This is a genomic window from Microbacterium sp. LMI12-1-1.1, from assembly GCF_040676455.1.
Taxonomy (GTDB): domain Bacteria; phylum Actinomycetota; class Actinomycetes; order Actinomycetales; family Microbacteriaceae; genus Microbacterium.
In genome coordinates this window covers 807693-823916 of sequence record NZ_JBEGIA010000012.1, presented here as the reverse complement: position 1 = coordinate 823916, position 16224 = coordinate 807693, and the positions used below count along the sequence as shown (strand labels likewise).

General features: G+C 66.2%; 19 protein-coding genes and 2 pseudogenes. 6 read left to right on the top strand and 15 right to left on the bottom strand.

Annotated elements, in window-relative coordinates; genetic code table 11:
• Nucleotides 1-213: 213 nt before the first annotated feature.
• Both MRBLMI12_RS12225 and MRBLMI12_RS12220 read left to right on the top strand, forming a co-directional pair.
• Nucleotides 214-1473 (top strand): alpha/beta fold hydrolase, encoded by a 1260-nt coding sequence (locus MRBLMI12_RS12225; protein WP_363356749.1) that lies wholly within the window; start codon nt 214-216, stop codon nt 1471-1473.
• Nucleotides 1474-1588: 115 nt separating this feature from the next.
• Nucleotides 1589-2242 carry a DUF6226 family protein gene (locus MRBLMI12_RS12220; RefSeq protein ID WP_363356748.1) on the top strand — a complete coding sequence of 218 codons (654 nt, stop codon included), beginning with the start codon at nt 1589-1591 and terminating at the stop codon, nt 2240-2242.
• Nucleotides 2243-2307: 65 nt separating this feature from the next.
• Here the strand turns inward: MRBLMI12_RS12220 and MRBLMI12_RS12215 are convergent, their stop codons facing one another.
• From MRBLMI12_RS12215 to MRBLMI12_RS12185, 7 genes are all read right to left on the bottom strand, one after another.
• Nucleotides 2308-2709 carry a hypothetical protein gene (locus tag MRBLMI12_RS12215; RefSeq protein ID WP_363356747.1) on the bottom strand — a complete coding sequence of 134 codons (402 nt, stop codon included), beginning with the start codon at nt 2707-2709 and terminating at the stop codon, nt 2308-2310.
• A gap of 627 nt (nt 2710-3336) precedes the next feature.
• The gene (locus MRBLMI12_RS12210; protein ID WP_363356746.1) at nt 3337-4677 is read right to left on the bottom strand and encodes a class I SAM-dependent methyltransferase; all 1341 of its coding nucleotides are present in this window, start codon (nt 4675-4677) and stop codon (nt 3337-3339) included.
• Nucleotides 4674-6053, bottom strand: coding sequence for an FAD-binding oxidoreductase (locus MRBLMI12_RS12205; RefSeq protein WP_363356744.1), 1380 nt, complete (start codon nt 6051-6053; stop codon nt 4674-4676). The genes MRBLMI12_RS12210 and MRBLMI12_RS12205 overlap by 4 nt, the downstream gene beginning before the upstream one ends.
• Before the next feature lie 155 nt (nt 6054-6208).
• Complete coding sequence (locus MRBLMI12_RS12200) at nt 6209-6454, bottom strand: hypothetical protein (protein WP_363356743.1); 246 nt, start codon at nt 6452-6454, stop codon at nt 6209-6211.
• Between the two features lie 85 nt (nt 6455-6539).
• Complete coding sequence (locus MRBLMI12_RS12195) at nt 6540-6863, bottom strand: hypothetical protein (RefSeq protein ID WP_363356742.1); 324 nt, start codon at nt 6861-6863, stop codon at nt 6540-6542.
• Nucleotides 6864-7004: 141 nt separating this feature from the next.
• Entirely contained in the window at nt 7005-7400 is a 396-nt protein-coding gene (locus MRBLMI12_RS12190; protein WP_363356741.1) for a hypothetical protein, read from the bottom strand.
• A 292-nt stretch (nt 7401-7692) separates the two neighbouring features.
• Complete coding sequence (locus MRBLMI12_RS12185; RefSeq protein WP_363356739.1) at nt 7693-7971, bottom strand: hypothetical protein; 279 nt, start codon at nt 7969-7971, stop codon at nt 7693-7695.
• 196 nt (nt 7972-8167) lie between these two features.
• Between MRBLMI12_RS12185 and MRBLMI12_RS12180 the strand changes: the two genes are divergently transcribed.
• Complete coding sequence (locus MRBLMI12_RS12180) at nt 8168-8371, top strand: three-helix bundle dimerization domain-containing protein (protein ID WP_363356738.1); 204 nt, start codon at nt 8168-8170, stop codon at nt 8369-8371.
• A 99-nt stretch (nt 8372-8470) separates the two neighbouring features.
• Here the strand turns inward: MRBLMI12_RS12180 and MRBLMI12_RS12175 are convergent, their stop codons facing one another.
• The 3 genes from MRBLMI12_RS12175 to MRBLMI12_RS12165 all read right to left on the bottom strand — a co-directional run bounded on the left by MRBLMI12_RS12175 (nt 8471) and on the right by MRBLMI12_RS12165 (nt 10652).
• Nucleotides 8471-8689: a DUF2188 domain-containing protein gene (locus MRBLMI12_RS12175; RefSeq protein ID WP_363356737.1), complete on the bottom strand. Its 219-nt coding sequence runs from the start codon at nt 8687-8689 to the stop codon at nt 8471-8473.
• Between the two features lie 436 nt (nt 8690-9125).
• Nucleotides 9126-10106, bottom strand: a complete 981-nt coding sequence (locus MRBLMI12_RS12170; protein ID WP_363356736.1) for a hypothetical protein — start codon at nt 10104-10106, stop codon at nt 9126-9128.
• A 129-nt stretch (nt 10107-10235) separates the two neighbouring features.
• Nucleotides 10236-10652: a hypothetical protein gene (locus tag MRBLMI12_RS12165; protein WP_363356735.1), complete on the bottom strand. Its 417-nt coding sequence runs from the start codon at nt 10650-10652 to the stop codon at nt 10236-10238.
• A gap of 206 nt (nt 10653-10858) precedes the next feature.
• Here MRBLMI12_RS12165 and MRBLMI12_RS22250 point away from each other — a divergent pair.
• Both MRBLMI12_RS22250 and MRBLMI12_RS12160 read left to right on the top strand, forming a co-directional pair.
• A pseudogene (locus MRBLMI12_RS22250) lies at nt 10859-11064 on the top strand (hypothetical protein); the annotation flags it as partial.
• Nucleotides 11065-11623: 559 nt separating this feature from the next.
• A complete protein-coding gene (locus tag MRBLMI12_RS12160; protein WP_363356734.1) occupies nt 11624-12205 on the top strand; it encodes a hypothetical protein in 582 nt (193 codons plus the stop codon).
• A 95-nt stretch (nt 12206-12300) separates the two neighbouring features.
• Here MRBLMI12_RS12160 and MRBLMI12_RS12155 read toward each other — a convergent pair.
• Together MRBLMI12_RS12155 and MRBLMI12_RS12150 are read right to left on the bottom strand one after the other, a co-directional pair.
• A pseudogene (locus MRBLMI12_RS12155) lies at nt 12301-12883 on the bottom strand (recombinase family protein).
• 183 nt (nt 12884-13066) lie between these two features.
• Nucleotides 13067-13513 (bottom strand): HTH domain-containing protein, encoded by a 447-nt coding sequence (locus MRBLMI12_RS12150; protein ID WP_363356733.1) that lies wholly within the window; start codon nt 13511-13513, stop codon nt 13067-13069.
• A gap of 199 nt (nt 13514-13712) precedes the next feature.
• Between MRBLMI12_RS12150 and MRBLMI12_RS12145 the strand changes: the two genes are divergently transcribed.
• Nucleotides 13713-14039 carry a PASTA domain-containing protein gene (locus tag MRBLMI12_RS12145; protein WP_363356732.1) on the top strand — a complete coding sequence of 109 codons (327 nt, stop codon included), beginning with the start codon at nt 13713-13715 and terminating at the stop codon, nt 14037-14039.
• Nucleotides 14040-14073: 34 nt separating this feature from the next.
• On the opposite strand, the gene MRBLMI12_RS12140 is transcribed toward MRBLMI12_RS12145, so the two are convergent.
• From MRBLMI12_RS12140 to MRBLMI12_RS12130, 3 genes are all read right to left on the bottom strand, one after another.
• Nucleotides 14074-14625: a DUF6578 domain-containing protein gene (locus MRBLMI12_RS12140; RefSeq protein WP_363356731.1), complete on the bottom strand. Its 552-nt coding sequence runs from the start codon at nt 14623-14625 to the stop codon at nt 14074-14076.
• A gap of 109 nt (nt 14626-14734) precedes the next feature.
• A complete protein-coding gene (locus tag MRBLMI12_RS12135) occupies nt 14735-15493 on the bottom strand; it encodes a class I SAM-dependent methyltransferase (RefSeq protein WP_363356730.1) in 759 nt (252 codons plus the stop codon).
• Between the two features lie 183 nt (nt 15494-15676).
• Nucleotides 15677-16039, bottom strand: coding sequence for an SdpI family protein (locus tag MRBLMI12_RS12130; RefSeq protein WP_363356729.1), 363 nt, complete (start codon nt 16037-16039; stop codon nt 15677-15679).
• Between the last annotated feature and the right edge of the window lie 185 nt (nt 16040-16224).

Genomic DNA, 16224 nt, shown 5'->3' with positions numbered 1-16224 from the left:
TCGCATCGGTGCTCGCTTCTCGTCATCGGGAGCTGGCTCGAAGGCGGGTCCTCCAGCGAGACGCTGGAGCCGGGCACGCTATCGATCGTCCCGTTCCATCAGGCGGTCAGTCGCGACGCGTGAGCTGCTCCCGTGCGTGATCGGCGAGCCAGGTCGGCGGATCCCGCTGCGGTGACCGGGCGTCGTTGACGGCCGGGAAGCTAGTCTCGTCGTGTGGACGCCTTGGATCGTGCGTCCCAGTTGCGTCGGGGCATCGATCGGATGATGGTGGCCCTCGCGGGGCGAGGGGTGGCTCCCGGCGGGGTCTGCAACCTCCGGGCCGCGCGCACCGCCACGATTCGCCGAGGTCGTCGGGTCGAGCGTATCGAGGCGGAGCAATTGGACGCGGTCGGTGCGGCGCCCATCCTCAAACAGTATCTCCGAGAGAATGCGCTGGTGCGCCCGCAGGTAGCCGCGGGGGTGGACGACCCGGTCTCGGCATTCGAGGCCACCGCTGACCGGTATCCCGTGTTCCTCATCCGCCCGGTGCTCGCATATCACCGTGTTGCTCGACGGACCGAGCCCGTAGTCTGCTTGCACATGGGGACTGGACTCGTCTGGGGCACGGTGAGGATGGCTGCCGTCACGGGCGTCCTCGCCCTGGTACTTGTCGGAGCAGGGTGCGCTGCAAGCGAGGTTCCCCGGGAATCGCCGGCGGCGGTCACACCCTCATCCACGGCTGCGGAAGCCGAGGTGAAGCTCGTGGATGTCGGCAACGGCCGATCTGTGAGCGCGACATGCTGGGGATCAGGATCCCCAGCAGTCATCTTTCTGCACGGCCTGATCATGCAAGGCGACTCCGACGGATGGGCTCACTCCCCTGAGCTGCAGCAGCGCATCGCACCTGAGACGACCTACTGCGAGTACGAGCGGGTGAACGTCGGTGCCAGCTCGAAGGTCGACGGGCCCTTTGCTGTGACGGACACGGTCGCCGACCTCAAGGGGCTGATCCAGGGGCTGGGTCTCGCATCTCCTGTGGTACTCGTCGGCGGCTCGTTCGGGGGACTTGTGGCATACACGTACGCGGGAACCCATCCGGCCGATGTGGCCGGGGCAGTCCTCCTCGATCCGACCCTCCAGTCCGAGGACGAGATCGAGAAGTCACTCCTCCCCGAGAGCATGTGGCTCCCCTACGAGGCGTGGGAGGACACGCGCGAGCAGATCGATGTGCTCGGCGCCTACCCCGTCGCCCGCGAGGCACTTGCCGGAATTCCATCGGTGCCGGGCACGATCTTCGTGACGGAATCCCTGGAGGCGCCCGACCCGGCGAGCGCTGAGGCGTTCCGGGCCGGCATCCGGCAGATGCAGGCAGACCTCATCGCACACTTCGATCCGTCGGCGACGATCACAGTCGACGCGCCGCATGCGATGCTGCCGATCGTGCCCGATGAGATCGCAGCTGCAGTGATCGGGATGGTAGATGCTGCCGGCTGATCGTCAAAGCCCCCGCAGACTCCCAAAAAGGGCGGCCCGTTCAACGGGTCGTTGAGCGCGCCGACCGTCACCGTGTAGCTGTCGGGATGCCACGCCGGTGCGGCAGGATGACGAGGTGGCCTCCTACTCGCGTCCGTCGATTGACGCGCCGGAGTTTCGCGACTCAATCGGTGAGGTAGTCGACTACGGACACCGATGGGACGGGTCGCCTCCGGAGAACACCTACTCGGTCGACACGCATCCCGAGCGGTTCGCTCCCCTTCACGCTGTCGCCGATGCCCTTATCGCGCACCTGCGTGACACCTACGACGTCGACATCGACGAGGGCGCGGAGCTGGCCGCGGATCTGCTGCACCCCAGCTATCACGACGTGGTGCGCGCCATAAGGATACGACCGAATGATCCGGCGTGCGCGTCGCTGACACTGGTCTTCACCGCCTACCCCGGCATCTACATGCACGCGGGGCTGCTCAATGACTTCCACTATCCGGTCTGTGGTTGCGACGCCTGCGACTCGAACTGGGAGGGCGAAGCCGACGACCTCGAGCGACAAGTACTCGCAGTCGTCGCTGGACGCTACCGAGAGACCGTTGAGCTCCGCGAACTCGACCCCTGGATCGGGTACGCATTCACGTACCCGGACGGCGCGCGCTCAGGCGGATCCCGCGAGCAAGGTATGTCACCCGAGCGTCTCAGAGCGGCGAAGTCGATCCTGGGGAGGCTCTCCGCAGAGTGGTCACCGTGGCCACGAGTCGATCCATCCTCTTGACCACCACGACGTAGGACGCGTCTGACGAAGAGCTGACCCTCCGCCACCGTCCGTAAGCCAGTCCCTCACAGGGCGCGACGACGTCCCGCCCCTGCCGCCACCAGCATGCCGCTCGAGACGAGCGTGGCGACGCCGATGCCAGGCTGAAGTGTCGTGCCTAGGAGCATCATGCTGACTCCGGCCCACAGCGCAAGCGGCGACCAGCGGCGCGACGTCAGGGCGCCCACCGCTCCGACCAGCAACCCGAGTGCGCTTAGGGCGAGACCGGGGAGGACGGTCGCGACCCACAGTCCTTGCCCACCCTCACCAACGGGTCGGGGACCGGTGTACGCGATCGCAGCGTAGAACGTCCAGCATCCGATCCATACCAGTGAGAGCGCCGCGAGCACGAGGTACACAGCGGAGCGGCCGGACCACGGCCGGGCGAGTGAGGTGCCGAGCCCGACGAGCAGTAACAGCCCCGACATTCCGCCAAGCACAACCGCCACTCCGACATATCCGATGCCGTCCGCGCATAGCCACGTCCCGTCCGGGCCCCACTCCCCGCCTATGCCCCACGAGCAATTGAAGTGGAGCGTCTCGCGTACGAGGCCGAGCGAAACCGGCGCCAGGAGAACGGCTAAGACTCCGCTGAGCACGACCGCTACCGCTGCCTCTGGGCTTCGTTGAGCCCCGTCCGACGTCGTGCTGGACATCGCGGCATCCATCGACGGGGAAGTCACAATGCCGACGCTACCGGGCCTGTCCACATCCTGTCCCTTGCTCTCCGGGCGTCCGTTGAGCGGTCCGCTTGCGGGCGAGGAACGAAGGCCGGACCATGTCCGCGCAACTCGGCTCGATCATGCCGATCGACGATTAACCGTGGTACCGGAAGCCAAAGGTCGATACTCGATCCTCAAGGCACGCAGGTGCACCCGTGCACGCCCACCGGCCCACGGCGCCCCACGCTCACGGGCGCGGCCGTCGGGCTCCGGGCCGTGATCGTGGAGCACCGGAGGTTCGGAGGGTGGCGGAGGGAAAGCAGGGTCGCACAATCGCGGCACGGAGCGTGGCGGAGTTGAGATGAGAACCGCAGCGACTCCGGCCGCGCGCCGCTATGGCGTCCACCACGGTCGCAGCGGAAGGTCGGCATCGTCGCTGTTCCCCCGGGAGTTGACGGCCAGAACGTGGTGCAGCTCGATCCCGCCCGATTCGAAGGCGAGCCTTGATCCGGCCATGTAGAGGCCCCACACCTTCGCAGCGGGCAGTCCGATCTCGGTGACCGCTTCGTCCCAGTGCTCGACGAGGTTCGCGCACCAGTCACGGAGCGTCAGTGCGTAGTGGGGGCGCAGGTTCTCCTCGTGCAGCACTTCGAGCCCGGCATCCTGTGCCTCGGTGACGATGCGACCGGAACCGGTCAGCTCGCCGTCCGGGAAGACGTAACGGTCGATGAACCCCCGCGCCGCGGGCTCGGTCTTGTTGTCACTGCGGGTGATGCAGTGGTTGAGCAGCAGGCCTCCTGGGCGTATCCGCGAGCACAGGAAGCGGAAGTACGCCGGGTAGTTGCGCACCCCGATGTGCTCGAGCAGCCCGATCGACGACACCGCGTCGAAACCGGTCTCGGCGATGTCGCGATAGTCGCCATACCGCACCTCAGCGTGCTCCAGCCCTTCGTCGGCGATGGCGCGCTGCGCCCACCCGGCCTGCTCCTGCGACAGCGTCACTCCGAGGGCGTGGACGCCCCGACGAGCGGCGTAGCGCACCATGCCGCCCCAGCCGCAGCCGACGTCGAGCAGCCGGTCGCCCGGCTTCAGCCGCAGCTTCTCGAACACGAGCCGGTACTTGTTCTCCTGTGCCTCCTCCAGCGAAGCGTCGAGGTGCAGGTAGCACGCGCACGTGTAGGTCATCGACGGGCCGAGCACCCACTCGTAGAAGATGTTCGAGACGTCGTAGTGGTGGTGGATCGCCTCGGCATCGCGCGACTTGCTGTGCCGCAGGCCACCGGCGATGCGCCTCCAGCGCGGGGGCACCTCCTGCGGCGGCGGTGCGACCGGGCGCAGATGCTCGACGCCGATCGAGCGGACGATCCGGGCCATGAGCCGCGGCGATGCTCGCGTGAACTCGAGGCTCTCGAGCGTCTTGAGCAGCTCGTATGGGTCGCCGGGGTGCACACCTCGGATGTCGAGATCGCCGGCGATGTAGGCGCGCGCGAGCCCGAGATCGCCGAACCCGGTGACAAGATACGTCGTGCCGCGGGGTGTCTTCAGGTCAAGGGCGAAGGGCGCGTCGGGAGGGCCGGCCGTGCTGCCGTCATACGCGGTGAAGCGGAGCGGCAGCCGGCCCGACGTGAATATCTCAAGCACCTCGGCGAGCGTGAGTTTTCCGGACTCCGCGTCGGCCGTGCCGGCAGCGTCGCCATCGGCCGAGGCATCCGTCCGATCCTTGGATGTGGTCATCGTCGTTGCACAGCCTTCTGATAGAGGTCGAGCAGTCGCCCGTCGGGGTCGTACCGCCTTTTCGCCGCTCGATAGTCCGCCCCGCCGTAGAGCGAGTCGAAGTCCTCCCGCGAATAGAACGCGTCGGAGTACAGCGATTTATGCCCGTCGAGCTCGCGCACCTTCCGCTCGATCAGCCGGTTCGTCTCGCCTTCAGTCGCCCCGACCGGAACGGTCGACCAGAAGCCGACGTTGACGTAGGTCTCGGCTGGATGCAGCGGGTAAAGCGACCACGCGTGATGGTCGCGCAATCGCAGCGGACAGAGCCAGATGGGCGTGATCGGCACGTTCCCGAGGAACCATTCGACGAATTCGGCGCACCGGGCGATCGGCACTTCGACGTCCTGGATCACGCGCTCGCGCGCGGGGCGCCTGTGCAGCTTCTCGAGGCGATCGCCGATGTCGAATCGGCGTTCCAGCCGCATGAGCCTGCTGTACGTGGCGCTGCTGAGGTAGCGTCGGGGCCACACGCGACGGACGAAGGGATGCTGCGCCCCGAACGCCGCCGAGCACCAGAACCAGTCGGTGTCCCACCGCCAGAGGTAGTCGTGGATGGTGAGCCGGTCGGCTTTCCCGGCGTCGTCGTGCCGGATGGACCGGTAGTAGATGTGTCGCCCCGTGTAGTCGCTGACCGGGCCGGGCGCGGAGCTCTGGGTCCCGACGCACAGATAGCTCTCGTCGGCGCTGAACACCACGCCGTCGAGATAGTCCACCGGCACGTCGTCCAGCCGACGCGTTGCGACGATGCGGTCCATCGCCGCCATCAGATCGGCGATCGTGTGAAAGCGCACCTGCCGGAGGGTCACGAACGGCTGGACCGTCTCGAGTTCGATGCGCAGACGCACCGCGTAGCCGAGAGTGCCGTAGGAATTGGGAAACGCCCGGTACAGGTCGGCGTGCTCGCTCGGGGATGCAGTGATCACCTCCCCCGCGCCGGTGAGGATATCCATCTCGAGCACTGATTCATGCGGCAGCCCGCTTCGGAACGACGTCGACTCGATGCCGAGGCCCGTGACCGCGCCGCCGAGCGTGATCGTCTTCAGTTGCGGCACGACGAGGGGTGCCAGCCCGTGCGGCAGTGTCGCGGCGACGAGATCCTCGTAGGTGCACATGCCCGCGACGTCCGCCGTGCGACCCTCAGGATCGACGCGGATGACTCCCGTCAACCCCGACGTGTCCAGGCCGGGGGCGGCAGTTACCGAACGCGAACGGAACAGGTTCGAGGTGCGCTTGGCGAGCCGGACCTGCGCGTCCGGCGGCAGCGCCCAGTAGCTCTCGAGCAGCCGCCGCACGCCGGCGGCGTGCGCAGTGCGGGCTTCGGTCGCGGGTGCGGACACGACCCCCACGCTAGTCCGCGGCGGGGTTCGGGTGAAGGATCCCGCTCCCTGCCGGTCTGGTCGTTTCACAGCCACCCCCGCGCTCGTGTCGAATTCGTTGCCGAGGTGGGCAAGTGTGGGCCCGAAGCACGACGTCGCGTGCACCAGGGGGTCGATCAGCGAGCGGGTTCCCGCGGCCGTATCAGGAGCACGGATCCGAGGAGGACAAGTCCTACGAGCGTGGACCACATCGAGATTGCCATGACCACAGCGTCGCCCGGCAGCATCGCGCACCCGGCGGAGGTGTCCTCGTAGGAACAACTGCGCCACGGCTGGAAGAAGTAGATGACCGTGATGATCCCTGCTACGACCGTGATGCCGGTGCTGACGAGGATGGCGATCTTCCGCGTCCGAGCGTCCATGGCCTCACGTACTGTCTTCCCGCTGGCCCGCCCGCTGGTCGGTCCTCGAGCGTGCGCAGACCGGTCGGTTCGTAGTCAGCCCTCGTCAGTGTGGTGCAAGACGAGAGTAGATCTCGTCGACAATCCATGTGGCCCGCTCAACGGGAGTTCCGCCAGGGCCCTCGCGATGTCGGCTTCCACGAAACCCCGACGCCGGTGAACTGACGTGATCAAACTGTTCGATCACAACATCCGACTCGCGGAGTCCGGGGATCCGCACTCTCATTTGCCAGATCACGTCGGCGACAACCTCCCGGTCGACCTGCGTCGACGGATTCCGACCGACTAGTAGCGCCACGACGGCGTCGGCAACCTCTGTGGTCTCTGCCAGCACCGAGCGGGCGCGGTCGGCCTCGGCATCTTCGTTCACAGAAGTAGCTTCACACGGCTCGGGCGCGCAAGGCGGTCCTCAACCGAGCGACTGCTGCTCTCACCGCGAGTCCGTAGTGGGTCTGTCGTCACGCAACCGGAGTCATTGCGGTCCGGCGGTGACCGACGAGCTTGCTGCTCGCTACCTCGGGTAGCTGACGTAGAACGAGCCCGGCGCGCATGAGTACGTCGCATTGCCGATGGTGTGAACGCCGTCGCCGAGGCGAGCACAGGTTTGGGCGGCGTCAACGAGCGCGCCGCCCGCGATAGCAACGATGATCAGGGTCACCAGCACGCCGAGGCCGGCGAGCACAACGCCCGCGAGCGCGAACCGATTCCGGAATCCAGCTCGCTCCGAGCGGACCAGGGCGATGATGCTGATGACCAAACCGGCGAGGTTGAGGATCGCGAAGAGCGACAGCACAAACCCGACGATGCCGAACACTCGGAACGGATCGACCCGATCAGCAACCGGGACGATGTCGTTGCTCGACGAAACACCCGTGTTGACAGTGTCATCTCCAGCAAGCGTCGACATAGCCAAGACCCTAGCGGGCACCCTCCTGGCCACAATTATTGTCCACAGGCTGGCGGTGATGGCCCTTCGAGGGTCCCTCCACGTGCCGCACGATACGGCGTGGGCAGGGTTCTCGCGACGACTCACCCACTGTCACTGTGGCCGCCGCCGCCGTCCTTGTCATCTCCACCTGTGGAAGCCTGGAGGGCGACCATGAGAAGCGCTCGGGTTCTTCGGGCTCATTGCCCGGGAATTCAGCGAGTCCATCAACCGGCGGGACACGGACCGTACCGGGGCCAGCGGCTCACGCGCCTCAAACGCTGACGTCGCCGGCGACGCGTGCGGTCTCAGCCAACCCCGAAAGCTCCGCTCCACTGATCGGGACCGGCTCGACCCTTTCGTACACGATTCGAAGCGCGACCGCGGGGTGCAACCAGATCGCAACCTTGGACCCGCCGTGCGCAGCTTGCCGGAAGTTTACGAAGAACGCTTCGCCGTTCGTGCGAGCCAGATCACGCAAGGCCGCGATGCGCACGAGTACGCGGTCGTCGACGATCGTCGGCGCCCCCATGCCGTACTGCATGAGACCCACCAGTCCAATGTGGCCTTGTCGGGCGGCAACGGGCACGGGGGTTGACATGCAACCCCGTCGGGCGTCCAGAGGACGCTGTGCGCTTATCCGGGTGGTAGTCGGGCATCGTGCGAATTTCCGCCGCTGCGAAGTGTGGGGGGCCTATTCCGTTGCCTGGGACCTTGACGCCGCCAACCCCGGACCTCATCCTGGCGCTATGACACGCGAGCTCATCAACGAAGACGAGGCCGCTCAGGACATCATCGACCGCCTCGCCACCAGGTTCCCGCACGTCCCGGCCCAGCGGATCGTCGACGCTGTGAGCGAGGCGCGCCGGCACTTCGAGCGCGCCCGGGTGCGCGACTTCGTTCCAGTGCTGGTCGAGCGCGAGGCCCGCGCGCGCCTCGAGCATCCGATCTAGAGTCGGGCATGCCACTGCCAGTCCGCTCGTGGCCTGGAGGGGTTATCCCCGGCGGGCCGCAGGCGCATCAAATAAGCCAGCGAGGGTGCGGTTCCTCCGTCACGGCCGCCGCGCTCGTGGCGTGACGGCCTCGGTGCTGGTGACCTCGCCCGTGGCGTCCTTGACGACGAGTTCACCGCCGCCGCTGGCGGCCAGCAGCGAACGGGCGGCGTCAACTGCTTCAGTGCGGGTCCCGTACGCGGTGATCGCCTGGCGAGCATCGGACTTCACCGTCCACAGTGCACCCATCGGGTTCACCCATGCTTGCTGAAAAGCCATCGCAGCTCCCTGATCGGACGAGGCGAACCTACGGGACAGCCTAGGAAGGATGATGGTCCGGCGCCATCGAATCGGGAGCCGAGAGTGGACGCGCGGCTATCACGCCCGCCGATGTTCACCGGCAGCCGGCGGGTATTGGTTTCACGCGCGGGCTCCTCCCGATCTGAAGCCGCGGAATCCACCCAGGCGGAGTCCTCCCCAGCAGGCGCGATCGCTTCGTTGTCACTGAATCTCGAGCCGTGAGTACATGCACACGTTGCGGCGGACCTTTGGCGCTCGCGTCCCGTTTGAGCCCGATCGACGGGTTGCACGGGCGACGAGACGCCGACTTCCCGTGGGCAGGAGTGATTGGAGGCAGGCACGAACTGCACCCGCAAGCGGGTCGGCCAGCGGGCGGGCTGCGAGTGCTCAGCAACATTCGCAGAGCGTGGTGTAGCTAGATCGCCGCGCGGTGGCGGTGCAGTTCGTCTAACCGGTGGTGAAGCTGTGTCGCGTTGCCTGGGCGGAGCTGGTGGAGCGTCGAGTTGTAGATGGCCTCAGCCGCCGCTTCGCCCAGGTTGAGCAGCTCGCCCAGTCGGGCAACGGCATCCTCATCCGTGTTCGATGCGGCGATTGCGGCAGTGACTTCAGTGAATGCCCCGGCGGCGGCGAGAACGCCCCGAACGCGAGCAACCTCCTCATCGACAGCCCGGCGGCGATCGTCGAGTGTGAGCTGTGACCCCTGCTGCTGTCGGTGAGAGCCAAGCACCTCCCGCGAGAGATGCACGTTGAGTGCCGTCTCGGTACGCACACCGAGGCTGACAAACACGGCGTGCAGATCGTGGGCGCCGGGCTCGAGGCGTTCCCAGACATTCGGCATGATCGCAACGCTCACGCGTGCGTACTCTCCCGGATCCAGCGGGACCGCCGTGCGCTGAGCGGAGTCCGCCCAGCCAAAGTGAAACGCCGTCTCGCCGGGTTCGGTGAACACGCCGACGACGTGAAACCCGTCACCGTTGGGGATCCAGCGGTGCGAGCCGGTGTTGACGATGTCGACGGCGAATCCGTCGGCGCCGGAAGCACCTTGCATGAACGTCGGCCAGCGCAACGCGAGGCCCTGTCTGCGTTGCGCCCGGCTCGGGCGCAGCGTCATGGTCTCCGGATGCACACGGACCGTGGCGTCGGATGAAACCGGCTGGACATGGGCGACGCGCCACACAGTCGCCTCGGCGTCAACAGGCGCGCCAATGAGGACTTGGCCGGACTGGTGTCGCTTGAGGACTCGCCAACCGTCGGGTGGTGCACCCTCAGCGGAGGCCTCGTCCACCCGCGCGCCGATCTCGGTTGCGAGCGTGTGCAAGACGACGCCCGGCTGTTGAAGCGCCGCGCGATCGACGTCAGCGGGACCGAGCTGGGGATCATCGTCAGACACGTCCATACCCAGATCCTCACACCTGAGGCGCGTTGCGCGCCCGCGGGCCGGTCGCTGATCGTGCACGGAGGGCACGCAGCGCCGCATTGTGCGCCTTCGCGTCTGAGCAGGTCACCGCCGGATTCGCGACCGAAGCTACCCCTCGAGCAGCGCCGCGAGCGCAGCTAGGTCGCGCTCGAGGCTGTGCTGAACTTCGGCAGACATGCGCGTCGCCGACTGCACTTCGCGTGGCCCATCCAGCCATGCGGACAGTTCCACCTCTGTACCATCGAGCCCTTCGACGGCCTGGTGGTGCACGGTTAACTCCACCCCATCCAGTTCGGTAGTGTCGGCATAGACGAAACCCGGACCGACCGTCGTGATGCGGAACGGCGACTCTTCACCACCGACCGCCTTGAGAATGCCGCGTGCCCCTACATCGAAGGGCTCGAGCAGCCGGAAGTACTCCATGCTCGGCGCCCATTCGGGATGCGTCTCAATGGCGCACCAGCGCTCGAAGAACAATGCGGCCGAGGCGGTAGACGTGCGATGGGTACGTGCGATCTCGATCACGCAATCGACGCTAGCGGCATCCTCCGACAGTGGAGCAACCCCAGTGTCTGAGCGCTCTTATACCGCTCGCGGCTCTCGGTTGACGGGCTAGCGCGCACGAAACCGTGCGACGCAGCCTCACGCCTTCCGAAGGGCCGAAAGACTGAGTCGTGCTTGATCGACCTGAGATTGTCTGTATCTGCGGTTCCGCCCGGTTCGCCGACGAGATGCGGGCGGCGAACCGGAATCTAACCTTCGCGGGTGTCATCGTGGTCGCGCCAGGCGAAGCGGATGGGGCTATCTCGGACGAGCAGAAGACCGTGCTGGACGCCCTCCATCTCCGGAAGATCGACCTGGCCGATCGGATTCTGGTTGTCAACCCGGCGGGTACATCGGCGAGTCCACGAGCAGGGAAATCGACTATGCCCACGCCACCGCCGTTCACAGATCCCGCCTGACCCGCCGACGCTTCGCGGTGCGGGCGGGCTGGGTGGGGTCCCGCAAGACGGTAGTTAAACGAACGCCAGCGGCGGCGACTTCGGATATCGTCACGCCAACCGGTGTTCGAGAAGGGAATCCGTAGTGGGTGAGCGCGCGCGACGTTCAGAACGCAGACCATGGGCCGATCTTGCGGCTTTGCTTCTCCTGGTGCTCGCGTCTTTGGCTGGGATAGGCATGCTTGCGACCCTGTGGATCGGAGCGCACGGCGACCTGAGCGCTCCGATCGACCTCGGCGGTCGATGGGGGGAAGGTTCGCTGGGGGCGGTGGCAGCAGCGTTTGCTGCGATGCTCGTCGTGTTCGCAGTGGCCGCCCTCTTGGCGGCTCGGTCTTTAGCGCGCAAGTGGTCAGGTCGTGAGCGTCGGCGCTGAGCCTTTCCACACTGCACGCATCCGGTCGGTCAGCGGGCACCCGCGCCGTGGTGGATCCGCGCCCCTGACACGGCACGGCCGGGGGGCGTCGGTCAGCTTTGGCGGGCTCGTATGCTCGGCGAGTGAGCTCCATTCGTCTCGATGCCGTCCTGAGGCGCAGTGACACTGATGCCGTTGTCTCGGCGGTGAAGGAACTCGAGAATCAGCGGCGGTTATCCGGGCAAGGTATTACCCAATCGCGAGATGGCATTCGTCAGTTCCAGTTCGCCGCAGACGAGCTGAACCAGTGGTGGGTCATCGTCTTCGACAACGGCGAGCGACAGGAATACCGCGACGGGAAATACACGTATCGCGGCCGGCGACCAGATGAATCGCAGCCGGCCGAGTTCTTCCGCCCGATGCCGCAGGCGCTGCAGCTGCTGTGGCCCACGCGATTGCTCACCTGGGCTAACCCGCATGGAAGCTTCTACCCGGTGCTGGCGCAGCACGTCGGTGAGCGGTCGATCCTGTTCACGTTCGAGCACGTCGACGATCCAGCCTTCCGCCAGACCCTTGTACTGGACGAGCGCTCGGGCATCGCAAAACGACTGATCGGATACGACTACGGATTGGTAATCACCGGCCTCGAGACGCTTGAGCACTGGAATCCCGAGGATCTACCCGCGTTCGAGCCGATCACCGGTCCGATCCCGACCGACTACTGATACTCGGCAGGAGGCCGCCCGAAGCGCGGTCAGTGAGCGAGTCGAGCGGGAGTGCTCGGGCGTCGGCTGGGGCTGGCGCCCGAGGACCGGTCGGGTCAGCGCTCTGATGCAACCCGACGGTGGATCTCGCGGTAGATCGTTGCGCGCGAGACATTGAACAGCTCTGCGATCTCGGTCTGCGAGTACGCGCCACTGTCGAGGACTTCGTAGAGGTGTGCTCGCTGGGTGCGCGTGAGTTTCGGCTGCTTCCCCTTCAGCTTGCCTTTCGCTGGGGCGATCGCCATTCCCTCGCGGGTGCGCATCCGGATGAGATCTCCTTCGCATTCGGCGACCATTCCGAGGATGTTGAAGAGCAAGCGACCGACGGGATCCGTCGGGTCACATGTGCTCCCGTCCAGGCTCAGGACGACCCTTTGAGGGTGAGCTCATCGGCGATGTCTCGCGCGTCCTTCAGCGACCGCGCGAGGCGATCGAGCTTTGTGACGACGAGCGTGTCGCCACGTCGCACCGCCGCAAGCGCCTCCCGCAGGCCGGCCGAGCCCGGTTCGCGCCTGTAATCCCGTGGTCCACAAAGATGCCGGCTTCATCTACTCCCAGTCGCACGAGCGCATCCCGTTGAGCAGACACATCCTGCTCGATCGTTGACACCCGCGCGTAGCCGACTTTGATTTCATTCATGGCGACAGCCTCTGCTCGTGATCCGGCGGCCGAGAGGCTCAGAAAACGCGGCCGTGCCACCACGCAGTCGATGAGCGATGGAGCCGCCCGCCGATCAGCTTGGAGTGCGCTAAAGGGTCCCTCTGCGCGCGTGGCCTGCCGACGGTTCAGGTCGGTCCTGGCAGCTGGGAGGGACCGGCACCATCACTGACGGCGTGCCTGATTGACGGCGGTGATGAGGAACGAACTCTTGATAGCGAGTGCGTACCTCTTGTCGAGTGGAACGGCATGCGGGTCATTCAGTGCCAGCTCGACATCCTCGACGCCGACACCTGCCAGTCGCGCAATGTTGCCGGGTGTGAGCCGGCACTCGATCGTCAATGACTCAAGGATTCCCTTGAGTCGCTCGTCGTTATCGATCTGCATCCCGTCCGCCAAGCAAGCGGCGAGTAGGGACACTCGGACACTGTCGTTTCCCGTGAGTACCGGCGGGTTCGTGGAGAGGCCCGGAGATTCCGCCGCTCCGGCGCTCAGGAAGTGTGCCAGGGTCTCGGACGCAATCCCGGTCATCGCGTGCAGAGCGTCTTCTGAGACGCCGCCGGCAGCGATGACACTACGAAGTTGATCGGCTGGGTCTGCGGTCGTCGTCATGGCTCTTGTTCCCTTCGGGGTAATGGCGGTGGGATGGGTAGGCGTAGTGAACACGAGGAAGCTCGGACAGCTTCTCACCCCAGAGTCTGACGGCGGGCACGCACGCCGTCGTTGAGGGGCCGCGCAGTGGACACTGACTTCCGAGCGCCTACCGCGTAGCGTCGGTCTCATGTGGGAACACGTAGGTGACCCAATTAGCGTGCCGAACGTCGTCGGAATGCCCTTCCATCTCGCTGACGCTCTTGCAGCCAGCCATGGCGTCAAGCTTGCCAACCCGGATCCTGATGGCCCACCCATTGGCGCCATCGCATGGCGGCGCTTGGCCTACATCACGAGCCAACATCCCTCGGCCGGCAGCATCGTGTGCCGACACTCCTCTGTCGCTGTCCAAATCGTTGAGCATGGCGACGCCGACGATATGGCCGTCCAGGGCCAGCCCGACGCTCCGCCAGCGGACGCCGCCCACGTCCGCCTCGAACGCGCGCAAGTCATGCAGCTCAGCCAAGAAGACGAGCGGAGCACGTAGGCCGGTCCCTGGCCGTGCACCTGCCCGCGCTGAATTAGCGATCTTCGACATCGACCAGCCAGCCAGCGAGCGAGCGCGACGCCCGCTCAATGGGTGGGTCGCCCTGGTGGCTGCCCGCCGGCGGCGCAGGAGTCTCGGATTCTTCCGCGGGTAGCCGGACGCCGCCGGCCGGCTGGAGCGTGGCGGTCCCGGGCACAAGCACCATCTCAATCACGTACCGTGACGGTCGCGTGCCCGCGAACATGCCGCCTCCGAGGTCACGGCGCACGATCGGCCACTCCTCCCCGTCAGCCGGCATGGTCGCGTCCGGCGGTGCACCATGACCAGGACGACGCAACGATTGACGTTCCACGACTTCATGCACGACCACCTGCACGGCCGTCACGCGACCGCGCACTCGATCGACGAATTCCTCTTCGTGGTGCGACTCGACCGCGTCCACCGTTGCGACCAGCGCCGGACCGAGCAGTTCAACGAGCGACCGATCCGGGCTGCGTGTCGCGATGCCAAAGTCGACCTCGTCGCCGACCGCGAACCCGTCACCGCAGCACGACCACTCCCATTGCGTCAGCCATACGCGCGTCACGCTGCCCACCGTAGCGAGTGCCGCGGAATCCCCATCCACTATCGGCCCGCAGACGGGTCCTCGAGCGGGCTGCCACGGAGAGGACTGGTGGGAGCGGGCCTTTGCCGCCTCAGGCTTGATGGCCGAGGCGATAGACCGATACGTGACTTCGGGACTCGGCGGTAAATGCACTGCGATCCCAGTCAGCCCATCTGGACTCGAGTTCGAACCCTGCGAGACGCGCCATGAGATCCAGTTCACTCGGCCAGATGTAGCGGTGCGGGGACCGCCCGATCCGGGCTTCGTGACTGCCAGTAATCTGCGGGTCGAAGGACACGTGATGGGAGATGACCAGCTGCTGGAGGGGGTCGTATGTGTCGACCAATAGGTAGCCCGGCTCGCTGACCTCGAGTGTTCCGCCGTGCCCGGGCGCCAGTGAGCGCAATTGCGGCACCCACAGCTCGATGACGAAACGACCCCCGTGTCGCAGGTGGCGCGCGGCGTTGCGGAAGCACTCGACTTGCTCGTCTTGGGTGAGAAGGTTCGAGATGGTGTTGAACACGAGGTAGGCGAGTGCGAATTCGTCGCCCGCGCTGGCTGTGGTCATGTCGCCCTCGACGACAGGCAGCGTATCCGGCCCGATCTTCTCCCGCAGCCGCGCGAGCATAGCGGTCGACAGCTCGATGCCGCTCACCCCGACACCCGCCTCGGAGAGCGGGATCGCCACACGGCCGGTACCGATGGCGAATTCCACAGCCCGGCCGCCATCGGCGAAATCGACCAGAACGTCGATCGTCGGCCCGAGGACGTCATCGGCGAACATGCCTTCGCCCGGTGTGTCGTAGTTCTGGGCGGCGACGTCGTCCCAGAGCTTCTGCTGATCAACCATCACGCCATCCTCTTCGGGTGCCGTCAACCGGTCAATGCCGTAGTGGACGGCCGGGCGCCCAAAGCATCCGAACGCCCGTGCAGACGGCAGACGACCCGCTGCGCTGACAAGTGCTGCGTCCCGAGCGCCCGAACCGCCCTCAGCGTTCGAATGCCGGTCCTTCATCGGACGGGTCGAATGCGGTCAGGACTCGGAAATGGCCGTCGCAGCCGTGCCCCCGACTTGAGCCCCATAGAGGACGAATCCGAGCGCGGCAACCGCGGCAAGAAGCACCCCGATAGTCACCACGGGCATCGGAACGGGAACGAGAGCGAACGCCCCGCCCAGGATGCTGATGACTCCGGCGCAGACCGTCGCTCCCCGCGCTCGAACATGTGCGGCCAGCCAGGCTTCTTCACTCGCCATCGTGCTGGGAATCCGAATGCCCGCGAGCTGATTCCGCTTCAGCCGCCCAGACGCTGCCGCATTCGCCATCCAGATGAGGAGGATGCCCGCGCCAACCATCACGACGAACAAGACGGCCCTCGCTATCCACTCGTTCTCCACAGCTCCGACGCTATCTCGCTCCCGATCAGCCGCGGCTCGCATAAGCCAGCTTGCGCGATTGGCTTGCGCCCCTAGCCGGTCCCTGATCGAGCGGCTGTGCTGGTCGGGGCCGGCGACCCCTGCAGTGCCGAAGGTCCCCGCCTCGTGGGCGCTCACCCCGTCAGCGCGGCTGGCGGGGACGCCGC

What these genes read in the sequence shown, in the direction of transcription:
- MRBLMI12_RS12215 (WP_363356747.1), bottom strand. Translation starts at nt 2,709, where the DNA reads ATGTCGGGGCTGTTACTGCTCGTCGGGCTCGGCACCTCACTCGCCCGG.
- MRBLMI12_RS12135 (WP_363356730.1), bottom strand. Translation starts at nt 15,493, where the DNA reads ATGGTTGATCAGCAGAAGCTCTGGGACGACGTCGCCGCCCAGAACTAC.
- MRBLMI12_RS12200 (WP_363356743.1), bottom strand. Translation starts at nt 6,454, where the DNA reads ATGGACGCTCGGACGCGGAAGATCGCCATCCTCGTCAGCACCGGCATC.
- MRBLMI12_RS12170 (WP_363356736.1), bottom strand. Translation starts at nt 10,106, where the DNA reads ATGGACGTGTCTGACGATGATCCCCAGCTCGGTCCCGCTGACGTCGAT.
- MRBLMI12_RS12190 (WP_363356741.1), bottom strand. Translation starts at nt 7,400, where the DNA reads ATGTCGACGCTTGCTGGAGATGACACTGTCAACACGGGTGTTTCGTCG.
- MRBLMI12_RS12180 (WP_363356738.1), top strand. Translation starts at nt 8,168, where the DNA reads ATGACACGCGAGCTCATCAACGAAGACGAGGCCGCTCAGGACATCATC.
- MRBLMI12_RS12210 (WP_363356746.1), bottom strand. Translation starts at nt 4,677, where the DNA reads ATGACCACATCCAAGGATCGGACGGATGCCTCGGCCGATGGCGACGCT.
- MRBLMI12_RS12150 (WP_363356733.1), bottom strand. Translation starts at nt 13,513, where the DNA reads ATGACGACGACCGCAGACCCAGCCGATCAACTTCGTAGTGTCATCGCT.
- MRBLMI12_RS12175 (WP_363356737.1), bottom strand. Translation starts at nt 8,689, where the DNA reads ATGGCTTTTCAGCAAGCATGGGTGAACCCGATGGGTGCACTGTGGACG.